Source organism: Microvirga sp. GN3 (assembly GCF_055792825.1).
Window position 1 is genome coordinate 135,768 of the sequence record NZ_JBVVAK010000003.1, and the last position, 17,103, is coordinate 152,870.

The following is a 17,103-nucleotide window of genomic DNA, read 5'->3' on the forward strand; positions in this document are numbered from 1 at the left end:
CAAGCGTTCCATGCGGCTACTAACGTTGTAGATACAAGCGTCAGGAGCACGTCCGCTCGCTCAGTACCGGTTTGGCCATGACTCGCTCGCCTGCACGAGGACTGCGAACATAGATGTTGCAATCATCGGCGTACCTTGCGAACCGATGGCCGCGCCGTTCCAGTTCCTTGTCGAGCACGTCGAGCATCAGGTTTGAAAGCAGCGGCGAGAGCGGACCCCCTTGCGGGACTCCCTCATCCATCGGATCGACCATGCCGCCCACGAGCACACCTGCCGTCAGATAACGGCGGATAAGCCGGAGCAGAGATCGGTCCTGCACCCGTTTGGCCACCAGACCCATCAGAATGTCGTGGTTCACTCGATCGAAGAATTTCTCCAAATCAAGATCGACGACGATGCGGCAACCGTCAGCGATGAACTGCTGGGCGGCGGCCACGGCCTGATGCGCCGAGCGTCCGGGCCGGAACCCGTAACTCGACGGCGAGAAGGTCGAGTCCCAGTCCTCTTGCAGCACCTGCATCACCGCCTGCTGGAGGAAGCGGTCGAGCACCGTTGGAATCCCGAGGCCGCGAGTGCCTCCTGATGCCTTCGGAATCTCGACGCGCCGCACCGGCTGCGGCTGGTAGGTGCCGTTGAGAAGTTGAGCCCGGATCTCGGGCCAGTGGTCTTTCAGGTGGGCGGCCAGATCGTCGACGGTCATGCCATCGACGCCGGGCGCGCCTTTGTTGCGTCTGACCTGGGCCAGCGCCTTCTTCAGATTGTCGCGCGCGACAATCCTCTCCATCATCGGCCCAACCGGGGCCGCCGGGCTTTCGGGGGCGGGTGCCGCCGGCAGGACTTCGGCTCCTCCGGCGAGTGGGCTCGGGGCTTCACCCTCTGCCGCGCTGCCGAAAGCCAACTCGAGTTGGTGTTGCTGCCGCTTGGTCCGTCGAGACACCTGCTCTACTTGCCCTCTCTGACGTTCGGGCCTTCGGCCTTCTCGGCCTACTATGCCGTCTGCTGACTTCTCCACCACGATCACGGGTCTTGCGACCCGCTCAGTCCGGAAGCCCGGACATGGCGGAGATCTCCCGAGGTAAGTTCGACCGCCTTCCCCGCACACCTGCCGGATTTACCGTCTCGGTCCTTGATGACCGTGGACTTTGCAGCCTTTCGCCTGCTCGTCCGGCCGAGACGGCCTCATATCCGGTTCTTGTCCATCAGGTCGCGGTTTTGCTCCACGCTTCCTTCAGACCCCACCTCGCGGTGACGCCCTTGCGCTTCGCTAACCCTTCGCCGCCATCAGGCTGGGTAGAGGACTTGCACCTCCAAGCTGTCGAACATGCTCGGCACACGAAAAAAGCCGGGCCAAGGGCCCGGCATGAAGTTAAGGCCTGACAAAGTCAAAACCTTCCAGAGGGAACGGCCGACACGGCAGCGCGGGAGGAAAAAAGCGGTGCCGCGTTGAAATCAGCCGCTGCTCATATCGGCTGCATTCGACTTATTTGCAATGCAGCATGCCTCATAAGACCGCTGCGTCACATGCATGCGGCTGCTGTCGCAGCCAAAAAGGAGAAGAATTTTCTTCGTAGGCTTCACAACCCAATGCTGGCAGCACGCCGGCTACACGGGATGCCTATTGGAAACCACCCAAGCCGCAGCACGACGCAGACCTTCGAGCAAAGCGCCATCGGGTACCAGCGCGGCCATTTCATAAGACGCTGAAGAAAAGCCGCGATCCCGTTCCACTCCCTGCTTCTGCAGGCCAGGAGATGCGGGCATGCCGCTGTGCTGATCTATGGCAGTTGCGAGCATAAGTAGATAACGGCGAACGCAGACGAAGCGGTAGAGACAACGAGACAAAGATCAATGATCGTTCGCGGCCGATAGTTCGCAATGTGGTTCAACATGACATCGCTTCAAAGGTAAGGGTTCAACGGATACTCTCTCGGTAAAACTGCAGTTAAGCGCTGAAGCGCTCGCCTTCGGTGCCGCACGCTTCATGGTGCGGGTACGCTCTTACAAAAACAGCCCAGGGATAGGCTGTACGTCAGGCACGGTTCCGGTCTGCTTTCATCCGAGGTGCAGCCATGCGAGACGGGCCGATGAACTCCGCCGGTGACCTCATCTCTGAATGGGCAACTCCGACACTTCATGGCCTTTGCGGAGAAGCCGGACTGGAGCGCCTCCCAGCCACCGGCACACCTCCTCCAGAGTTTCGAATTCTTCCTCGACGGCTGTGAAGGGAGATGGACGTGGCACCTCCAGGCTATCCTCCAGAAGCTCAACGATCCACGTGGTGTTCTTGCTGCGGGAGCCGCTGCGGACCACGCTGCCGATGATCTCGTCGCCCAGCACGAGGTCATAGCTGCCGGGTGCCAGCTGCAGAAGATGATAGCCCCTCACCTCCTCCCCGCGATCCGCTGCTCGACCAGCTTGTGCGACTGCGCGAGCAGGGTTTCGCGATCCGTCGCGAGAACGATGGTCGGACCTTGGCCTTGACGCGCCACAAACGATATCCAACCGGTTTGCGTCGGGCCAAACCTGATCCGGTGATCCAGAAACTCAATCTCCTCGATCGCGTCAGGGTCCCGGAAGGCTTGTGACGTCAGGTCGGGTTGGACTGTCATCGGTCAAGTCCCCCAAGCAGCATTGCTGATCCTGCGCGCGATCTCTCATCGAGGGTTCCGCTCGAAGGTGACTGCGAGGTCGCAAACGAAATGAGACCGGAGGAAAACCTTTCCGTGACGAGCGCGAGCGCTGTCCCGGTAGCGCTGCAGATCACGGCTTTATGCTCCAGGATGATAGCAGGTTGCGACGGGCGCCCTGAGGCGCTGAGCTGCGACGGATCCTCGGAAGGATCAACGGTGAGAGGCTGAACACGGGCCATAAGGGTGCGGCGGGACGGATGAAGCGGCGCAATGACCGTTCCGAACGGGATCTCCGTCGTTTGCAGAAGGTCGTTCATCCCCGGAGCGAGGCGTTGCGGCACAAACCAGTTCTCGGCCATCGCGAGCGGCAGTGTGCCACGCATCAGGCGGACCCACCGGTAGTGAATGGCTTCACCGGAAGCGGGTTCTAGAGCGGTCAGGACGTCGTCAGGGACCACTGCAGGTGCGAACCTCTGACGGACCTCGGCCGTGACGGGTCCGTGCGAGAGCCCATGGTCCTCACACCAGGTCTGGAGGGTTTCCGTCGCGGTTGCGCCAGCGGCTAGCCGGGTGGTGAGATCCTGAACAAGGGCCTGAGGCCAGGATTGTGCCGTCATGACGATCGCGGCCCTTCCGCACCGGCCGTGGCCTGCCGGTCGATCGCATGCGAGACTACCTCCAACTCGTGATCGGACAGAGCTGTCGGCGGGGGGATCAGGAGCACATTGTCGATCAGGCGTGTGGCCCCGACAGTGGCGGCGACACACAGGGCGGCCGGCTGTTCGACCAGGCCTTGGATGGCCTCCAAGGTCCTGGCATCCCGCAGCTCGAGATACTGAAGCTGATCGACCTCGGTTATATGAGCCCGGGCGATCTCGATCAGCTGCTGGCTGTCTCGCTCGCCCTCGCGATATGCCGCCTGGGCAGCGAACAGGCCCCGGCTGAGGCAGCGGGCGCGCTCGCGATCGGCGGGGCTCAGGTAGCTGTTGCGGCTGCTCAGCGCCAGGCCGTCCGGCTCGCGCACGGTCGGCACCGTGACGATCTCAACGGCTAAGTTCAGGTCCTGCACCAGCTGCCGGATCACGGCGCATTGCTGGAAGTCTTTCTGGCCGAAGAAGGCGACATCCGGCTGGACGATGTTGAACAGCTTGGTCACCACGGTGGCCACCCCGCGGAAGTGCCCGGGCCGGACCGCGCCGCACAGCGGCTCGGCCACAGGCCCAGGCTCGATGGTGGTCTGGAAGCCCGGTGGGTAGATTTTGCTGGCATCCGGCACGAAGAGCAGGTTCACGCCGGCCGTGCGGCAGAGGTCGTGATCCTGTTCGAGCGCACGCGGGTAGCGGTCGAGATCCTCGTTCGGCCCGAACTGGGTTGGATTGACGAAGATGCTCACCACGGTGATGTCACAGCGGGCGACGCTCTCATCGATGAGCGCCCGATGGCCTTCGTGGAGGAAGCCCATGGTGGGCACGAAGCCGACCCGCAGACCTGAGGCGCGGTAGCCGCGCAGGCACTGGGTCAGCGACTTGATCGTGTGGAAGGTGAGCATCGGCGGGCCTCACGCGCTCGTGGAGGGGTGTGGTGCCCAGGCGGCAACCGCGGCCTGGGCCTCGGTTGGCAGGGCGTGGGCTTCGGCAGCAGACGGAAAAGCACCGCAGCGCACGTCCTCGACCCAGTGTGTGAGGGCCTGCTGCAGCAGATCGAAACCATCGACATAGGTGCGGACGAACTTGGGCCTGTGCCCCTGCGTCAGCCCGAGCACATCGTGCAGGACCAGCACCTGACCGGAGCAATGCGGCCCGGCGCCGATGCCGATGGTCGGAATGCTCAGGGTGGCGGTAATCTTTGCTGCGAGCTCGGTGGGGATGCCTTCGAGCACGAGCGCAAAGCAGCCGGCCTCCTGCAGCCGGTGCGCGTCCTCCAGGATCCGGATGGCATCCTGAGCTCCCCGGCCCTGCACCCTGAAGCCGCCCATGGCATGCACGCTCTGCGGCGTTAGACCGAGATGGCCCATGACCGGGATCTCGCACTCCACCAGAGCCCGGATCGTCTCGACACGCTTTTCTCCGCCTTCCAGTTTCACGGCCGCCGCTCCGCGCTGCAGGAAGCCGCCGGCATTGCACAAGGTGTCGTCGAGGCTGAGGTGATAGCTCAGGTACGGCATGTCGGCGACGAGCAGGGCACGTGGCCGTGTCCGTGCGACCGCTTCGAGATGATGGTTCATCATCGCCATGCTGACCGGCAAGGTGTTGTCGAAGCCGAGACAGACATTGCCGACGCTGTCACCGACCAGGATCATGTCCACGGCCGGATCAGCCAGGCGTGCCGTGACGGCATCATAGGCTGTGGTCATCACCAGCCGCTGGCCGTCACGCACCCGCTGCTGCAGCAACGGGATGCTGATCGGCGGCCTATCCGTTGAAGCGTGATGGCTCATGAGGGCTTGCTTTCCGCAACGGCTGAGCCGCTGAAAGGATAATCTCTGAACGTGAGATACTTCTTAGCCTGCGGGCGAAAGAACGCTTGATGCACCGACCGAGTATCAAAATTAACCTTGGTGCGTGGGCATGCTTCTAACTTGATCAATCGTCGTTGTTCAAGAGGACGAACTTCTATCTTCCAGCTGAAAGCGAGAAGATCGTTTTCCCTACAACATCCAAGCGACAGAAACCTCCTCATGAGAGACAAGAGCGTCTTGCGGGAGTGAGAATCATTTGCACACAATCATCCTTTAAGATGGAATAGAAGGTTTCGCTGCCCATCTGCCGAAAGTTCCAACGTTCTTCAAAGCAGACAAAATTTGTCACTCTGCCTACAGTAATCGGGCTGTCAGATATATCGCACTGGCTATACCGGCTAGTGCTATGACCAGATAAAGCAAGCGATACCCGATGGATGGTTTACGTCGGGCCCACTGATCTTCATCGACCTGCAGAAGATCGTCTTCGTCTGCTCTACGCATAATCAACCTCTGGGTTCTGTGCCGGTGAGAGTTGTTTTGACCGCTGACGCGCGATCTCATAACACCCGCACGTGATCTGTTCGAGACCAGAACGGTCGGTGACTGTGATTGCACCGCGGCCCTGGTGGATCAATCCGGATGCTTGAAGCCCACCCGTGACGAGACTGATCGTTGACCGTTGCACTCCTAACATTTGGGATAAATGCTCGTGCGTAAGTGGCAAGGTCGCCTGATTGGCGCGATCGAGCATGGTGAGGATCCAGCGGCAACAGCGAGCCTCGACACTGTGGACGGTGTTGCAGGCCATCGCTTGGAGAGTCTCCGCCAGCAGGACCTCCACATAGCGCAAGAAGGGTTCACGGAGCTTCGGCCGTTCCTCGAACGCGTGATGCAGGACATCAGTGTCAATGCGCGACGCAGTGCCCGTGACTTGCACCACAAAGCGCCCAAGCGATTGGCGGGTGGTCAGCGCACTGACGAGGCCAAACATGGCCTCACGCCCAAGCACCGCCATCTCGACAGTTCTGCCATCGGGGAGAACAGTCGTGAGCGAGACAATGGCGTCATGGGGGAAGTAAACGAACGGCATGCACTCGCTGGTCTCATAGATAACCATGCCCTTTTGCAGCTCGATTAGCTGGAGGTGTGGCTCAAGATGCGCGAAGTCTTCCGGCTGCAGTGCCGATAGCAACCGGTTCGTGCGATGGGATGGTTGGGGCGAGGACAGTGACATGGCAAGAACCCTTGGCCTATGGCCGCCTTATTGCCTGAGAGGCAGGCAGCGCTTGATGCCAAGAATTAGAACCCGCGCATTTACAGCTCGGAGGAATCGAGCCCTTCTCCCAACGTAGATTGAGCAGCTCCAATTTATGAGCAGGGTGGAAGGAAGAGATCAGCGTCTGGTCGGTCTTGAAACGTCTTTCCCCAGATGTAGAGCGCGGGCGCAACTCAGCGACGCCATCGCCCCCTCCGATCAGTTCGACTGAAGTATGGACGGGTGTCACGTCGAGCGTCTTATAGGCTGCATAGGAAGAACTGGCGACCGGATCCGCACCGGGCTCGATCGAGCACCCGTGTCCTTTCTGGTACAACTGCCATTGCGGTGCAGAATTCAGTGCTGTCGCAATGCGCGCTCCACCGTCGAACGCGTCTTTCGGAGCTCCAGTTTTCATTGTACTACCCCAATTCAATCAGCTGTGCCACTTCGCCTGGTCCTCGTACTATCGTGTTGGAACCGGCTTCTCGCCCCGGTAGTCGTAGAAGCCGCGCTTCGTCTTCCGGCCAAGCCAGCCGGCTTCCACGTATTTCACGAGAAGCGGGCAGGGGCGGTACTTGGAATCGGCCAAGCCCTCGTGCAGCACCTGCATGATCGAGAGGCAGGTATCGAGGCCGATGAAATCCGCGAGTTGGAGCGGACCCATGGGATGGTTCGCGCCGAGCCGCATGGCTGTGTCGATGTCTTCGACGGAGCCCACGCCCTCGTAGAGGGTGTAGATCGCCTCGTTGATCATCGGCAGCAGGATGCGGTTGACGATGAAGGCTGGGAAATCCTCGGACACGGTCGAGGTCTTGCCGAGCTTGCCGATGAATTCCTTGGCGGATTCGTAGGTCGGGTCCTCGGTGGCGATGCCGCGGATCAGCTCGACGAGCTGCATCACCGGCACCGGATTCATGAAGTGAATGCCGATGAACTTCTCCGGCCGGTCGGTGGCAGCGGCCAAGCGCGTGATCATGATCGACGACGTGTTGGTGGCGAGCATCGCATCGGGGCGCAGTGACGGGCTGAGATTGGTGAAGATCTTGCGCTTCACCTCCTCGTTTTCGGTCGCGGCCTCGATGACGAGGTCGCAAGCTGACAGATCGTCATAGGTGCGTGCCGGCTTGATCCGCTCGAGCGCCGCCTGCCGGTCGGCATCCGAGATGGCGCCCTTGGAGACCTGGCGCGCCATGTTGCCGTTGATCGTGGCAAGCCCGGCATTGATCCGATCTTCCGAGAGATCGTTGAGCCGGACATTGAACCCCGCGAGCGAGCAGACATGGGCAATGCCGCTGCCCATCTGCCCGGAGCCGACAACGCCAACCGTTTTGATAGGAACAGCCATTTTGACACCTAAGGTGTTTCGTTGCGTTTGAATGGCACGAGGGGGCAAAGCGGCGAACTCAGGCATCAGGCAAGCCCCTCCCGTCGGATGACGCAGTACGGCTTTTCAGGAGGATGGTGATCCACATCAGGCAGTCCTCTCAGGCGGCTTTTCCGGGCTTCGCAAATGAGGCTAACGGCGGTGGTCAGTTCGGACTCATCGAAGTCGAAGCAGCCGCAACTATCGAGGGTTGTGCCGGTGGCATGGGAGTAAACCTCCAGCCAAAATGGTGGAATACAACGCGACTTGTATCCCGGCTGGGTCAGCTCGGTGAGGCGCACCTCTACCGATCCGAACTTTGCCACCGTTGCAGTTCTCGCACCGTTGACCTGGTCCGGCATAACGGCTAGCTGCACGTAAGCGAGAATGATGTTTTGTTCGAGCTGATCTGGCTCAAGGAGCATGGCATCGGAGAGGCTTGGAGAGAATGATTTGCGCCGGGCCATCGGAATCTCCGTTACGCCACGTTCGACTGGGAGCCGCTCAGGGCGACCTTGAACTCGGCTTGGGTCTTGGCCTTGATCTCGTCGAAGGTGACGCCATCGGCGAGTTCGATCAGGGTCATGCCGGTGCTATCCTGCTTGTCGATGGCGAAGACGCCGAGATCCGTGATCACCAGGTTGCCTGTGCTGATGAGCGGCAGGGTGCAGGCTTTGAGCAGCTCTTCCGCGGCGAACCGGTCCAGGAACGCTGCCGCGTAAGAGATCCCGCCGAGGGCCTCGCTTGAGGGCTTGCCCTGCTGGGACGTCATGATAACAGCAAGATCCTCTGCTTGGGTGCGCATCAAAGCAGCCCATGAGCGGAGGATCGTGCCGCGAGCAACGGGTGTTTGGCCCCGCCAACGGAGGAATGCAGCGCGAGCTGATGTTACGGCTTGGTCCACGAGGTCTGTAGAGCAGACTGCGACATCCACGAGGTGCTCGCCCGTCGCCGGGTCAACACCCGGCAGAGTGGCTTCACAGTCGATCCACTCACCGGCGATGAACGCACGATGCTCTGGGGCGAATTTCAGCTCAGTGTCAGGTATAACCGCCATGCCGCAACAGCCTCTGGCTCTGTGCCGCATGCCCAATCAGCACACGGCCTTCCGATGGATTGGAACCCAGAATGAAATCGTTTGAATCTCCAGCAGCTGGATCCTGCTGCGACCCCTTATGCGGCAAGTCGCTCCTCGTCGCGTTCGGTGTGGCTCGGGATCTCCGACGCCTGGTTCTGGGCCATGATGCACCGCATGGTGTCGAGCACGGCAGCCGGTGACGGATCCTTGAGGGTGATATGCCCTTGGACCGAGACCCTCGCTTGCGAGGCGGCGATCACGGCCGCCCGATGGGGATGACTGTCATGATACTCATCGGCCAAAATCCAGCCATCGATCAGGCCAGGCAGAATGGCACGGGTGAAGAGCCAGTCGATGGGACGGTGCCCGTTCCTCAGGACGTGGAAGGCCTGCGCGCCGGACTCTGTCGCAACGACATCAAAGTTCCTGCCCCGTAGTTCCCATGCGAGTCTCTCCAGAAACAGCGGGTTGGCATCGACGACGAGGATGCGTTCCTGCTCAGTTGCACTCATAGCTACCTCCTGGCGCCAAGTCAGATGGCTGGCGCGCCCCGATAGAATTTCCGTAGAACCTGACAGTCATTGAAAATCGCCAATCCGGTTGTCAGATCTCCATTACACTTGCATACGCGTCGACACTCCGGAAGTTCAGGCGACCTATACTTTGAGTTACATTATTTAATACTATACAATGGCCAATGTGGCCTATGCTTGAGTCCTTGTTGATTAGCGGCGGTCCGCCCAACTTGGTTGGCCTCTACGAGGCCAACCAGTATCAGTGCCCGCCTGTCAATCACCCGCGAGTGCCCTTGGCGCAGCAGCAATCCGCTATCGCCGTGCGTTTGGTTCAAGCTCAGGCTAAAATCGCTTGAGTAGACTGGACCACTACAATTTAGCTGGGTACGGAGTACGAGTTATTGCAATATGAGGCGCCAACTGCTTCAAATCCTGCAATTCTAACCTCAATAACGCATAAAATGCGCATGTTGAGGATTGCGTACGTCGAATTCTGCAAAGCGGGGCAGCCGGTTCAGGCTGGCTAAGCGGCTTCGCGAAGCTGATCCCTTTTGTGCTCCTTCAGTTCCTCCATGTTGAGGTAGCGGTGCGCCTCAAGCCAGTTCTCATGGGTTTCGCCTTCCAGCGCTCGCACCAGCCGGCAGCAGGAGGCCGTATTGGGACTGACCTGCCATTGAAGTTTCATCCAGTGGCGTTTAGAGCCTCGGCCGGTGATACGCCATGTAGCGCGACAGGAGCAAGGGGCCAGCGCGCGGAGCCTGTCCGTTGCGCAGCGTGATGGTCCCTTGCGGTTCGTAGGGCGCTGGAGAACGCTTGCGGCGTCTGATAGCCCAAGGAAGAATGGGGCCTCGCCGTATTGTAATCCTCAACCCAGGACGCGATGAGCTCGCGGGCATGATCCAGTCCGAAGAACAGGCTCTCGTTCAACAGCTCATCGCGCATGCGGCCGTTGAACGACTCGATATAGCCGTTCTGCATCGGTTTGCCCGGAGCAATGTAATGCCACTCGATCCGGTGCTCGGCACACCAGGCGAGAATGGCATGCGAGGTGAGTTCGGTGCCGTTATCGGAAACAATCATTCCCGGCTTGCCGCGCCGCCCGATCAAGGCTGTCAGTTCCCTGGCAACCCGCTGGCCTGAGATCGAGGTGTCGGGGATCGCCGCCAGGCACTCCCGCGTCACGTCATCGACGATGTTCAGGATGCGGAAGCGCCGGCCATTGGCAAACTGGTCATGGACAAAGTCCAGCGACCAGCGCGCATTGGCCCTCGCCTCGACCAGGATCGGTGCCCGCGTGCCGACCGCCCGCCGGCGGGCCCGGCGCTTGCGCACGCTCAGGCCTTCCTCGCGATAGAGGCGGTAGACCCGGTTCAGCCCTGCTGTCTCGCCGTCCCGGCGCAAGAGTACGAACAGCCGCCGATAGCCAAAACGACGCCGCTCCTGCGCCAGCGCGCGCAGGCGGCTCCGCAAGGCGGCATCGTCCGGTCGGCAGGAGCGGTATCGGATCGTGCTCCGCTCGGCTCCGATGAGAGAACAGGCCCGCCGCTCCGACAGGCCGAAGCTGGCCTGCAGGTGCGCGACGGCTTCGCGCCGGGCGGCGGGCCCTACCACTTTTTTGAGAGCAACTCGCGCAGGGCCGAGGCATCGAGCATCGCCTCGGCCAGCAGCTTCTTCAGTTTGGCATTCTCGTCCTCCAGCGCCTTGAGGCGCCTGGCATCCGAGACCTCCATGCCGCCGTATTTGGCTTTCCAGTTGTAGAGGGTCGCTTCCGACATGCCGTACTTGCGGCACAAGTCGGCCGCCTTTGCCCCGGCCTCCTGCTCGCGCAGAATCCCGATGATCTGTTCTTCTGTGAAACGTGAACGCTTCATAGTCCGTCCTTGTGATGGGCCGGACTCTAACTCCAAATGGAGGGAAATCTCAGGGGCAGGTCAGGACAGTTCCGCGCCACGCAGGTGGGTCGGCTGAACTCCTCGTTGAGCCGCTCGAGCATGTTGGTAACCGGTATGAGATACGCGGTGCCAATATTCCGCCGTGGTCTCGATCATGGCGTATGCTGCGAGCATCCGGGACAGGGGCACCGGGAGCACGAAGGTACGGGCAGGCCGTTCGTATAAGCATGAGCTTCGAGCTCGGGTTAGTAGCTGGCCGCCTCTGCGACTCGCCCGGTTGCGCTGAGAGCGCGGATCCGTAGGTGTCGTGTTGCCCCACCGCTCCCGTCGACTTGGACGTCAGTGGAGGCTGGAATGCGACGCGTGATTGGCATCGACATCCACCGGACCTTCGGGGAGGTGGTGATCTGGGACAGCGGTGTGCTGCGGCACGCCGGCCGGATCGATATGACCCGGACTGGCCTGCATGGACTGGGCAAGGGACTGAAGCCAACGGATGAGGTGGTCATCGAAGCGACCGGGAACTGCATGGCGGTGGCGCGCGTGTTATCCCCCTTCGTCGCGCGGGTGGTGATCGCCAATCCGTTGCAGGTGAAGGCCATCGCCCATGCTCATGTGAAGACGGACAAGGTAGATGCCGGCACCCTTGCGAGCCTTCATGCTGCAGGCTTCCTTCCGGAGATCTGGACCCCGGACGAGGCGACCGAACGAATGCGCCGACTGGTTGCGCGGCGCTATCAGGTCGTGCGCCACCGGACCCGGATCAAGAACGAGGTGCATTCCATCCGTCATGCTCATCTGATCCCGAAGTGCCCCCATGCTGATCTGTTCAACACGCGCGGTCGGGACTGGCTGTCACGGCAACCGCTGCCGGACGACGAACGGGCTGCCATCGATCGGCATATCCGGGAGCTTGACAGATTGGAAGAAGACCTGGAGGGCCTCGACCGTGAGATCGCGCAGGGCTCTCTGGAAAGCCCCGAGGTGCACCGCCTTCTGACCATCACCGGCATCAATCTGGCCGTGGCGACTGGTCTCATGGCGGCGATCGGCGACATCCAACGGTTCAAGAGCCCGCAGAAACTGGTCAGCTACTTCGGGCTCAATCCCCGGGTTCGTCAGTCTGGCCTGGGCGCCGCCCACCATGGCCGCATCAGCAAGGCCGGGCGCAGCCATGCCCGGGCCATGCTGGTCGAGGCGGCTTGGGCCGCGGCGAAGGCTCCAGGACCGCTGCATGCCTTCTTCGTGCGCATCCGCGCCAAACGAGGGCATCAGATCGCTGCGGTCGCCCTGGCGCGGAAGCTGGTCGTGGCGTGTTAGACAATGGTGCAAAGTTTGCGATCAGCTTTGTCCATACAGTCGCTCGCGAGGCTCTCCGGCGTCACACAACAGGTCCTGCGTTAAACCCTTCAACGGCTCTGGACAAACCAGACCAATGACGGACGAGGACCGCCATGGCCAAGCTTTGCAAGCGGCGCCGCCCGCTGCGCCTTGAGGTCGGCTTCGAGGTCAGACGGGGCAGTCAGGAAGTTCTGAGCCGCGCCTATGAGCGCCTTCTGCCCCTGCGCACCTGTTCCCTGCCCTCAAGGGCACAGGCCGCCATTTCCGAGGGAGCATGCGATGAGAACTCAGCATCTGAGAGCCGTTTCGGCACCGCAGACCCTGCAGGTCGCCCTCTACGCCCGCGTCTCCTCCGACCAGCAGGCTGAGCATCACACCATCGACAGCCAGTTAGCGGAGTTGACCGCACGGGCGCAACAGGACGGCCATGGCATCCGGGACGATCTGCGGTTCATCGACAACGGCCACAGTGGCGCCAGTCTGATCCGCCCGGCCCTGGAGCGTCTGCGCGATCTCGTGGCGCTGTCGGCGATCGATCTCGTCTACGTCCAGTCCCCGGATCGTCTCGCCCGCAGCTACGCGCATCAGGTTCTGCTGCTCGAAGAATTTACCCACGCCGGCACGCAGGTGATCTTCCTCAATCGCCCGATCGGGACCACGCCCGAGGACAGCCTGCTGCTGCAGCTGCAGGGCATGTTCGCCGAGTACGAGAGAGCCAAGGTGCTGGAGCGCAGCCGGCGCGGCAAGCGCCACCGCGCCCAAATCGGAGCCGTCAGCGTCCTGTCCCGTGCGCCCTTCGGCTATCACTACATCACGCGCGAAGCTGGTGGGGGAGCCGCACGCTACGAGATCGACGAGGAGGCGGCGCGGATCGTGCGCCAGATCTTCACCTGGGTCGGGCACGAGCGCTTGACGCTGGCGGGGGTCTGCCGGCGCCTGCACGACAGCGGGCTTCCAAGTCCGACTGGACGGCCACACTGGAGCCGGGCGATGATCCACAGCATGCTGCTCAATCCTGCCTATGCGGGACAGGCCCTCTATGGTCGCCGCTTCACCCGCCGCGCGGCCACGATGGCCTGCCGCGGCGGCCGTGGCGGCAAGTGCTAGCCGCGCCCGAACGGCACATCAGCATCGCGGTCCCGGCTCTGATTGACGAAGACCTGTTTGTGAGTGTCGCCGAGCAGTTGGAGGAGAACCGCAGACGCAGTCGCGAGCGGCTTGCGGGCGTCCAGTATCTGCTGCGAGGCCTGCTCGTCTGCCAAAAGTGCGGCTATGGGTTCACGGGGTATCACCCGTACGGACCACAGCGGTATTATCGCTGTTGCGGCACCGATCGCAGCCGCTTCCATGGTGCGTTCCGGTGTGATGCCCGGCTGGTCGCCACGGAGTTGCTCGATGAGGCGGTGTGGAACGAGGTCTGCCGGCTGCTCGACGATCCGGCACGGGTTATCGCAGAGTATCAGCGGCGCCTGGACGCCGTGCAGACCACGCCGCATCGGCTCGAACTCGATGCCCTCGACCGTCAACTGGCCAAGGCCCGCCGCGCGATCGAGCGGCTGATCGACAGCTACACCGAGGGATTGATCGAAAAGCCTGAATTCGAGCCGCGCCTGGCCGAATTGCGCCGCCGGACAGCCCGGCTGGAAACTGAAGCCAAGGCTCATCAGGAAGCCGATAAACAAGTCCGCTCGCTGCACCTCATCATCGGGAAACTCGACCTGTTCGCCACGATGGTGCGCGAGCGGCTTGCGGGTGCGGATTGGACGACGAAGCGCGACATCATCTGTACTCTGGTCAAGCGCATTGAGGTTGCCGATGATGTTGTCCGGGTGATCTTCCGGGTCGATCCCGGCTTCTCAGGCCCACCTGAGACGGATCGAACTTTGCACCATTGTCCAACTCGCCGTTCTCTGCTGGCATCTGCTCACCAAGGAGGAGGACTATCTCTGGGCACGGCCTGCGCTGATCGCCAACAAGCGCCGGACCATGGAATTGCAGGCAGGCCTTCCGCAGAAGAAGGGAAACCAACGCGGTCCGGCCTATGCCTACAACGTCAAGGAACTACGCGATCAGGAACGGGCTGTGGCTGAGCAGGCCGAGCGGACCTACGAGCGCTTCGTGGAAAGCTGGAAGTTCCGGCGTCCTAAGGATGGGGTGCGCGAGCGCCTCAATCCGACAGGGCTCGAATGATCAGGCGGCCTGGCGAGGCTTGCAGTCGATGCCCCACTCTTTGCCACGAGGTCGCCCGCGCACAGAGAAACTACCACAATCGGCAGAAAGATGCTTGTCAATCCCATCCGTGCTCCTGAGGTGCTTATGATGCTGACGCGGCAAGCGTGAGACCAGTCAGCGTCTCCTCAACAACTCATCCAGCGTCCTCAGGCGTACCTCCACTTCGAACTTCTCAGCTATCTCGCGGAGCCAATCATATGGAATACGAGCCGGCGTTCCGCCGTAGAATTGTAGTTCGAGCTGACCAGCTTCACCGTGCTGCAGCCGAGCAACATCCTGGCCTTCCTCCAACAACTCAACGTCCAACTCATAATCCTTTCCAGGATCGTTGGTAATCTCTGCGCTCCCTCCCATTCGCATCACCCGCCGTATATCGTTCGAGGGACCCAATGAAGGAGCCATCCGCCTTCCACCAGTCCCCTGAGCCATCCGGGAACCGCCGCCGTACAACCGGCCCGTGTGTTGGATGCACAATCATCGTCTGCTGACCTCTGACAATGATTTCATCGATGATCTCTGCAGCGACCGCTGCGTTTTTCTGATGGTGTCCCCTGCGCCAGCCCCTCAAGCCAAGAGCCGGATCGGCTCGCATGGCGGCACCCGGTACCGCTGCTTGGGGATGCGGTGATGGCGAGCGACATTGGCCTTGAACGGCATGGCGGGATCTCTGCTCAGAAGCCAGACGGCCTCTACGTTATCCAGCCCTGGTTGCCAACTCGCTCATCCATACAACAAGGCGCCGCGCCGCCGCTGCCTTAGGTCCGGCTGCGGGCCGACGCCGGATAGCTGCGGGGCAGAAGATGCTCGAAGCTGCGGCGGATGCGGCCGTAGCACTCGCAGGCCCTCCGCTCGAGCCCGGCCCGATCGCGGACCGTGATCCCGCCCCGGCCCTGCGCAATCAGTCCGGCCGTATGGAGCGCCCGCGTGACGGTGCTCACGGTGGAGCGCTGCACGCCCAGCATCTCGGCCAGAACCTCGTGCGTCAGCGGCAGCCTGTCCCGGTCGACCCGGTCGTGCGTGCTCAGGAGCCAGCGGCAGCACCGGGCCTCGACGCCGTGAACCGCATTGCAGGCGACCGTCAGCAGCGTTTGGCTGATCAGCGCCTCGCTCGCGCACAGGAAGGTGTGCCGGAGGGTCGGACGGGTGGCGATCGCCGCGTGCATGCGCTCGTCGCGATCCGGGAGGCCGTGCCGGGCAGCTGGACGATGTAGCGCCCCAAGGCTTTGCGGGTGATCACCGCCGTCACGATGCCGACCAGGGCCTCGCGGCCGAACACCCCCATCTCGACCGAGTGGCCGTCGGCCATGACGGTGACCAGCGACACGATGCTGTCCTGCGGGAAATAGGTGTGGGTGAGCGGATCTCCCGTCTCGTAGAGAACGGTCCCGCGCGCGAGGTCGACGCTCTCGAGATGAGCCTCGAGCGCGGCATAGTCCGCGGGATCCAGGGCGGCGAGGAAGCGGTTGGCCCGGTGGTCGGAGGACGTCATGCCGGGGATCATCAGGGCCGCTTAGCGTGTCGTGGGATCGGAACCAGTCTGACGATGGTCGAGCTTAGCCGACAACTGTGACAGTTCTTCGAAATGATCCCAGTGAGAGATTGTCTGCCGTAAGGTGCCGAAGAGCCGGTGTCAATCGGCCTGGATCAGCTGAAACAGATAGAAGCCGTTGAACCGCACGCCGGCGGCGGCCGCTTTCGCGTGAAAGCCCGGCGGCGGAACATCTGTGGGACGGAGCGGCCACGCGAACAGCCAGCCCTCGTCGATGACGAAGCCGGGCACCGGATAATCCTCGGGGACGGCGCAGAGGAGCTCCGGCCGTTGCCTGTTGCGAAAGAGATTGTAGCCGCGATCTGGAGTGTCTCTCGGGGGTTGTGTCAGGCTGGGGGCGGTCATCGGGCGGTCTCTTAGTCTCGCTTGGTGTTCTAATCACGGCACGCATCTGATGCCTATCCTCAGCACAGGCCTGGCCGTCTGTGGCGTCGCGGATGGACCCTGGCATCACCCCTGCGGATGGTTCGGGGCGCACGGAGTGGTGGGGTCGGATCAAGCCGTGATGGAGACCAGTGCTTCACCCATTGGATTTCGGGCTCACCACCGATCACATCGGCCAGGCTGGCCCGGCTGTTGCTGAGCATGTTGGCGTGAGATTCCCGATTCTGGAGCAGCCATAGACATCTTAGCGTGAGATTCTGGGAGCGTGGAATCGCAAGTTAACCGCCCATGGAAGACGGCTTCGGGAATGCCCCTGCCCTGCTTCATTCCGGCTAACGCGATGCACTGCTTTGCAGTGATGCGCGATCAAACGCTGCGATTGGCTGTTGCCCCGCCAGGC

Annotated in this window: 19 protein-coding genes and 3 pseudogenes; 5 read left to right on the forward strand and 17 right to left on the reverse strand. The window is 61.8% G+C overall.

Annotated features, from left to right (window positions below; translation table 11 throughout):
- Positions 1–40: 40 nt before the first annotated feature.
- The gene (gene ltrA / locus ACS5Q1_RS02770) at positions 41–775 is read right to left on the reverse strand and encodes a group II intron reverse transcriptase/maturase (RefSeq protein ID WP_473096823.1); all 735 of its coding nucleotides are present in this window, start codon (positions 773–775) and stop codon (positions 41–43) included.
- On the opposite strand from ltrA, the gene ACS5Q1_RS02775 reads away from it, so the two are divergent.
- Positions 662–1,003, forward strand: a complete 342-nt coding sequence (locus tag ACS5Q1_RS02775) for a hypothetical protein (protein WP_473096828.1) — start codon at positions 662–664, stop codon at positions 1,001–1,003. The two genes, ltrA and ACS5Q1_RS02775, sit on opposite strands and share 114 nt — an antisense overlap.
- 1,100 nt (positions 1,004–2,103) lie before the next feature.
- Here the strand turns inward: ACS5Q1_RS02775 and ACS5Q1_RS02780 are convergent.
- The 12 genes and pseudogenes from ACS5Q1_RS02780 to ACS5Q1_RS02835 form a co-directional block, all read right to left on the reverse strand.
- Positions 2,104–2,385 carry a hypothetical protein gene (locus ACS5Q1_RS02780; RefSeq protein ID WP_473096766.1) on the reverse strand — a complete coding sequence of 94 codons (282 nt, stop codon included), beginning with the start codon at positions 2,383–2,385 and terminating at the stop codon, positions 2,104–2,106.
- Complete coding sequence (locus tag ACS5Q1_RS02785) at positions 2,382–2,609, reverse strand: hypothetical protein (RefSeq protein ID WP_473096767.1); 228 nt, start codon at positions 2,607–2,609, stop codon at positions 2,382–2,384. The genes ACS5Q1_RS02780 and ACS5Q1_RS02785 overlap by 4 nt, the downstream gene beginning before the upstream one ends.
- Entirely contained in the window at positions 2,606–3,247 is a 642-nt protein-coding gene (locus tag ACS5Q1_RS02790; protein ID WP_473096768.1) for a hypothetical protein, read from the reverse strand. Before ACS5Q1_RS02790 ends, ACS5Q1_RS02785 begins: the two co-directional genes overlap by 4 nt.
- Entirely contained in the window at positions 3,244–4,179 is a 936-nt protein-coding gene (gene panC / locus ACS5Q1_RS02795) for a pantoate--beta-alanine ligase (protein WP_473096769.1), read from the reverse strand. The genes ACS5Q1_RS02790 and panC overlap by 4 nt, the downstream gene beginning before the upstream one ends.
- Before the next feature lie 9 nt (positions 4,180–4,188).
- On the reverse strand, positions 4,189–5,067 hold the full coding sequence (panB, locus tag ACS5Q1_RS02800; protein ID WP_473096770.1) for a 3-methyl-2-oxobutanoate hydroxymethyltransferase: 879 nt from the start codon (positions 5,065–5,067) through the stop codon (positions 4,189–4,191).
- A 517-nt stretch (positions 5,068–5,584) separates the two neighbouring features.
- Positions 5,585–6,325: a Crp/Fnr family transcriptional regulator gene (locus ACS5Q1_RS02805; RefSeq protein ID WP_473096771.1), complete on the reverse strand. Its 741-nt coding sequence runs from the start codon at positions 6,323–6,325 to the stop codon at positions 5,585–5,587.
- Positions 6,326–6,812: 487 nt separating this feature from the next.
- Positions 6,813–7,694, reverse strand: a complete 882-nt coding sequence (locus ACS5Q1_RS02810; protein ID WP_473096772.1) for a 3-hydroxybutyryl-CoA dehydrogenase — start codon at positions 7,692–7,694, stop codon at positions 6,813–6,815.
- A gap of 65 nt (positions 7,695–7,759) precedes the next feature.
- Complete coding sequence (locus tag ACS5Q1_RS02815; protein WP_473096773.1) at positions 7,760–8,179, reverse strand: hypothetical protein; 420 nt, start codon at positions 8,177–8,179, stop codon at positions 7,760–7,762.
- A gap of 11 nt (positions 8,180–8,190) precedes the next feature.
- On the reverse strand, positions 8,191–8,769 hold the full coding sequence (locus tag ACS5Q1_RS02820; RefSeq protein ID WP_473096774.1) for an aldehyde dehydrogenase family protein: 579 nt from the start codon (positions 8,767–8,769) through the stop codon (positions 8,191–8,193).
- 116 nt (positions 8,770–8,885) lie between these two features.
- Positions 8,886–9,302 (reverse strand): response regulator, encoded by a 417-nt coding sequence (locus ACS5Q1_RS02825; RefSeq protein ID WP_473096775.1) that lies wholly within the window; start codon positions 9,300–9,302, stop codon positions 8,886–8,888.
- Positions 9,303–9,828: 526 nt separating this feature from the next.
- Positions 9,829–9,975: pseudogene (locus tag ACS5Q1_RS02830) on the reverse strand (IS256 family transposase); the annotation flags it as partial.
- An 11-nt stretch (positions 9,976–9,986) separates the two neighbouring features.
- Positions 9,987–11,176 (reverse strand): IS3 family transposase gene (locus ACS5Q1_RS02835; RefSeq protein WP_473096776.1). Its coding sequence is split into 2 segments (ribosomal slippage): positions 9,987–10,924 and positions 10,924–11,176, totalling 1,191 coding nucleotides; the frame shifts between segments, so codons are not numbered across the junction.
- A gap of 375 nt (positions 11,177–11,551) precedes the next feature.
- On the opposite strand from ACS5Q1_RS02835, the pseudogene ACS5Q1_RS02840 reads away from it, so the two are divergent.
- The 4 genes and pseudogenes from ACS5Q1_RS02840 to ACS5Q1_RS02855 all read left to right on the forward strand — a co-directional run.
- A pseudogene (locus tag ACS5Q1_RS02840) lies at positions 11,552–12,514 on the forward strand (IS110 family RNA-guided transposase); the annotation flags it as partial.
- A gap of 303 nt (positions 12,515–12,817) precedes the next feature.
- Positions 12,818–13,645 (forward strand): recombinase family protein, encoded by an 828-nt coding sequence (locus ACS5Q1_RS02845; RefSeq protein WP_473096777.1) that lies wholly within the window; start codon positions 12,818–12,820, stop codon positions 13,643–13,645.
- Between the two features lie 59 nt (positions 13,646–13,704).
- Positions 13,705–13,896: pseudogene (locus tag ACS5Q1_RS02850) on the forward strand (recombinase zinc ribbon domain-containing protein); the annotation flags it as partial.
- 628 nt (positions 13,897–14,524) lie between these two features.
- On the forward strand, positions 14,525–14,728 hold the full coding sequence (locus ACS5Q1_RS02855) for a hypothetical protein (protein WP_473096829.1): 204 nt from the start codon (positions 14,525–14,527) through the stop codon (positions 14,726–14,728).
- A gap of 156 nt (positions 14,729–14,884) precedes the next feature.
- Here the strand turns inward: ACS5Q1_RS02855 and ACS5Q1_RS02860 are convergent, their stop codons facing one another.
- The 4 genes from ACS5Q1_RS02860 to ACS5Q1_RS02875 all read right to left on the reverse strand — a co-directional run bounded on the left by ACS5Q1_RS02860 (position 14,885) and on the right by ACS5Q1_RS02875 (position 16,664).
- Entirely contained in the window at positions 14,885–15,124 is a 240-nt protein-coding gene (locus ACS5Q1_RS02860) for a hypothetical protein (protein WP_473096778.1), read from the reverse strand.
- 401 nt (positions 15,125–15,525) lie between these two features.
- Positions 15,526–15,933: a Crp/Fnr family transcriptional regulator gene (locus ACS5Q1_RS02865; RefSeq protein ID WP_473096779.1), complete on the reverse strand. Its 408-nt coding sequence runs from the start codon at positions 15,931–15,933 to the stop codon at positions 15,526–15,528.
- Positions 15,867–16,259, reverse strand: coding sequence for a Crp/Fnr family transcriptional regulator (locus tag ACS5Q1_RS02870; protein WP_473096780.1), 393 nt, complete (start codon positions 16,257–16,259; stop codon positions 15,867–15,869). Before ACS5Q1_RS02870 ends, ACS5Q1_RS02865 begins: the two co-directional genes overlap by 67 nt.
- 141 nt (positions 16,260–16,400) lie before the next feature.
- A complete protein-coding gene (locus ACS5Q1_RS02875; protein WP_473096781.1) occupies positions 16,401–16,664 on the reverse strand; it encodes a hypothetical protein in 264 nt (87 codons plus the stop codon).
- Between the last annotated feature and the right edge of the window lie 439 nt (positions 16,665–17,103).

Bases quoted from the DNA above. Each gene is read 5' to 3' on its own strand.
- ACS5Q1_RS02820 (WP_473096774.1), bottom strand. From the start codon at position 8,769: ATGGCGGTTATACCTGACACTGAGCTGAAATTCGCCCCAGAGCATCGT.
- ACS5Q1_RS02865 (WP_473096779.1), bottom strand. From the start codon at position 15,933: ATGCACGCGGCGATCGCCACCCGTCCGACCCTCCGGCACACCTTCCTG.
- ACS5Q1_RS02790 (WP_473096768.1), bottom strand. From the start codon at position 3,247: ATGACGGCACAATCCTGGCCTCAGGCCCTTGTTCAGGATCTCACCACC.
- ACS5Q1_RS02815 (WP_473096773.1), bottom strand. From the start codon at position 8,179: ATGGCCCGGCGCAAATCATTCTCTCCAAGCCTCTCCGATGCCATGCTC.
- panC (WP_473096769.1), bottom strand. From the start codon at position 4,179: ATGCTCACCTTCCACACGATCAAGTCGCTGACCCAGTGCCTGCGCGGC.
- ACS5Q1_RS02845 (WP_473096777.1), top strand. From the start codon at position 12,818: ATGAGAACTCAGCATCTGAGAGCCGTTTCGGCACCGCAGACCCTGCAG.
- ACS5Q1_RS02825 (WP_473096775.1), bottom strand. From the start codon at position 9,302: ATGAGTGCAACTGAGCAGGAACGCATCCTCGTCGTCGATGCCAACCCG.
- ACS5Q1_RS02855 (WP_473096829.1), top strand. From the start codon at position 14,525: ATGGAATTGCAGGCAGGCCTTCCGCAGAAGAAGGGAAACCAACGCGGT.
- ACS5Q1_RS02785 (WP_473096767.1), bottom strand. From the start codon at position 2,609: ATGACAGTCCAACCCGACCTGACGTCACAAGCCTTCCGGGACCCTGAC.
- ACS5Q1_RS02860 (WP_473096778.1), bottom strand. From the start codon at position 15,124: ATGGGAGGGAGCGCAGAGATTACCAACGATCCTGGAAAGGATTATGAG.
- ACS5Q1_RS02875 (WP_473096781.1), bottom strand. From the start codon at position 16,664: ATGACCGCCCCCAGCCTGACACAACCCCCGAGAGACACTCCAGATCGC.
- ACS5Q1_RS02870 (WP_473096780.1), bottom strand. From the start codon at position 16,259: ATGACGTCCTCCGACCACCGGGCCAACCGCTTCCTCGCCGCCCTGGAT.
- ACS5Q1_RS02805 (WP_473096771.1), bottom strand. From the start codon at position 6,325: ATGTCACTGTCCTCGCCCCAACCATCCCATCGCACGAACCGGTTGCTA.
- ACS5Q1_RS02810 (WP_473096772.1), bottom strand. From the start codon at position 7,694: ATGGCTGTTCCTATCAAAACGGTTGGCGTTGTCGGCTCCGGGCAGATG.
- panB (WP_473096770.1), bottom strand. From the start codon at position 5,067: ATGAGCCATCACGCTTCAACGGATAGGCCGCCGATCAGCATCCCGTTG.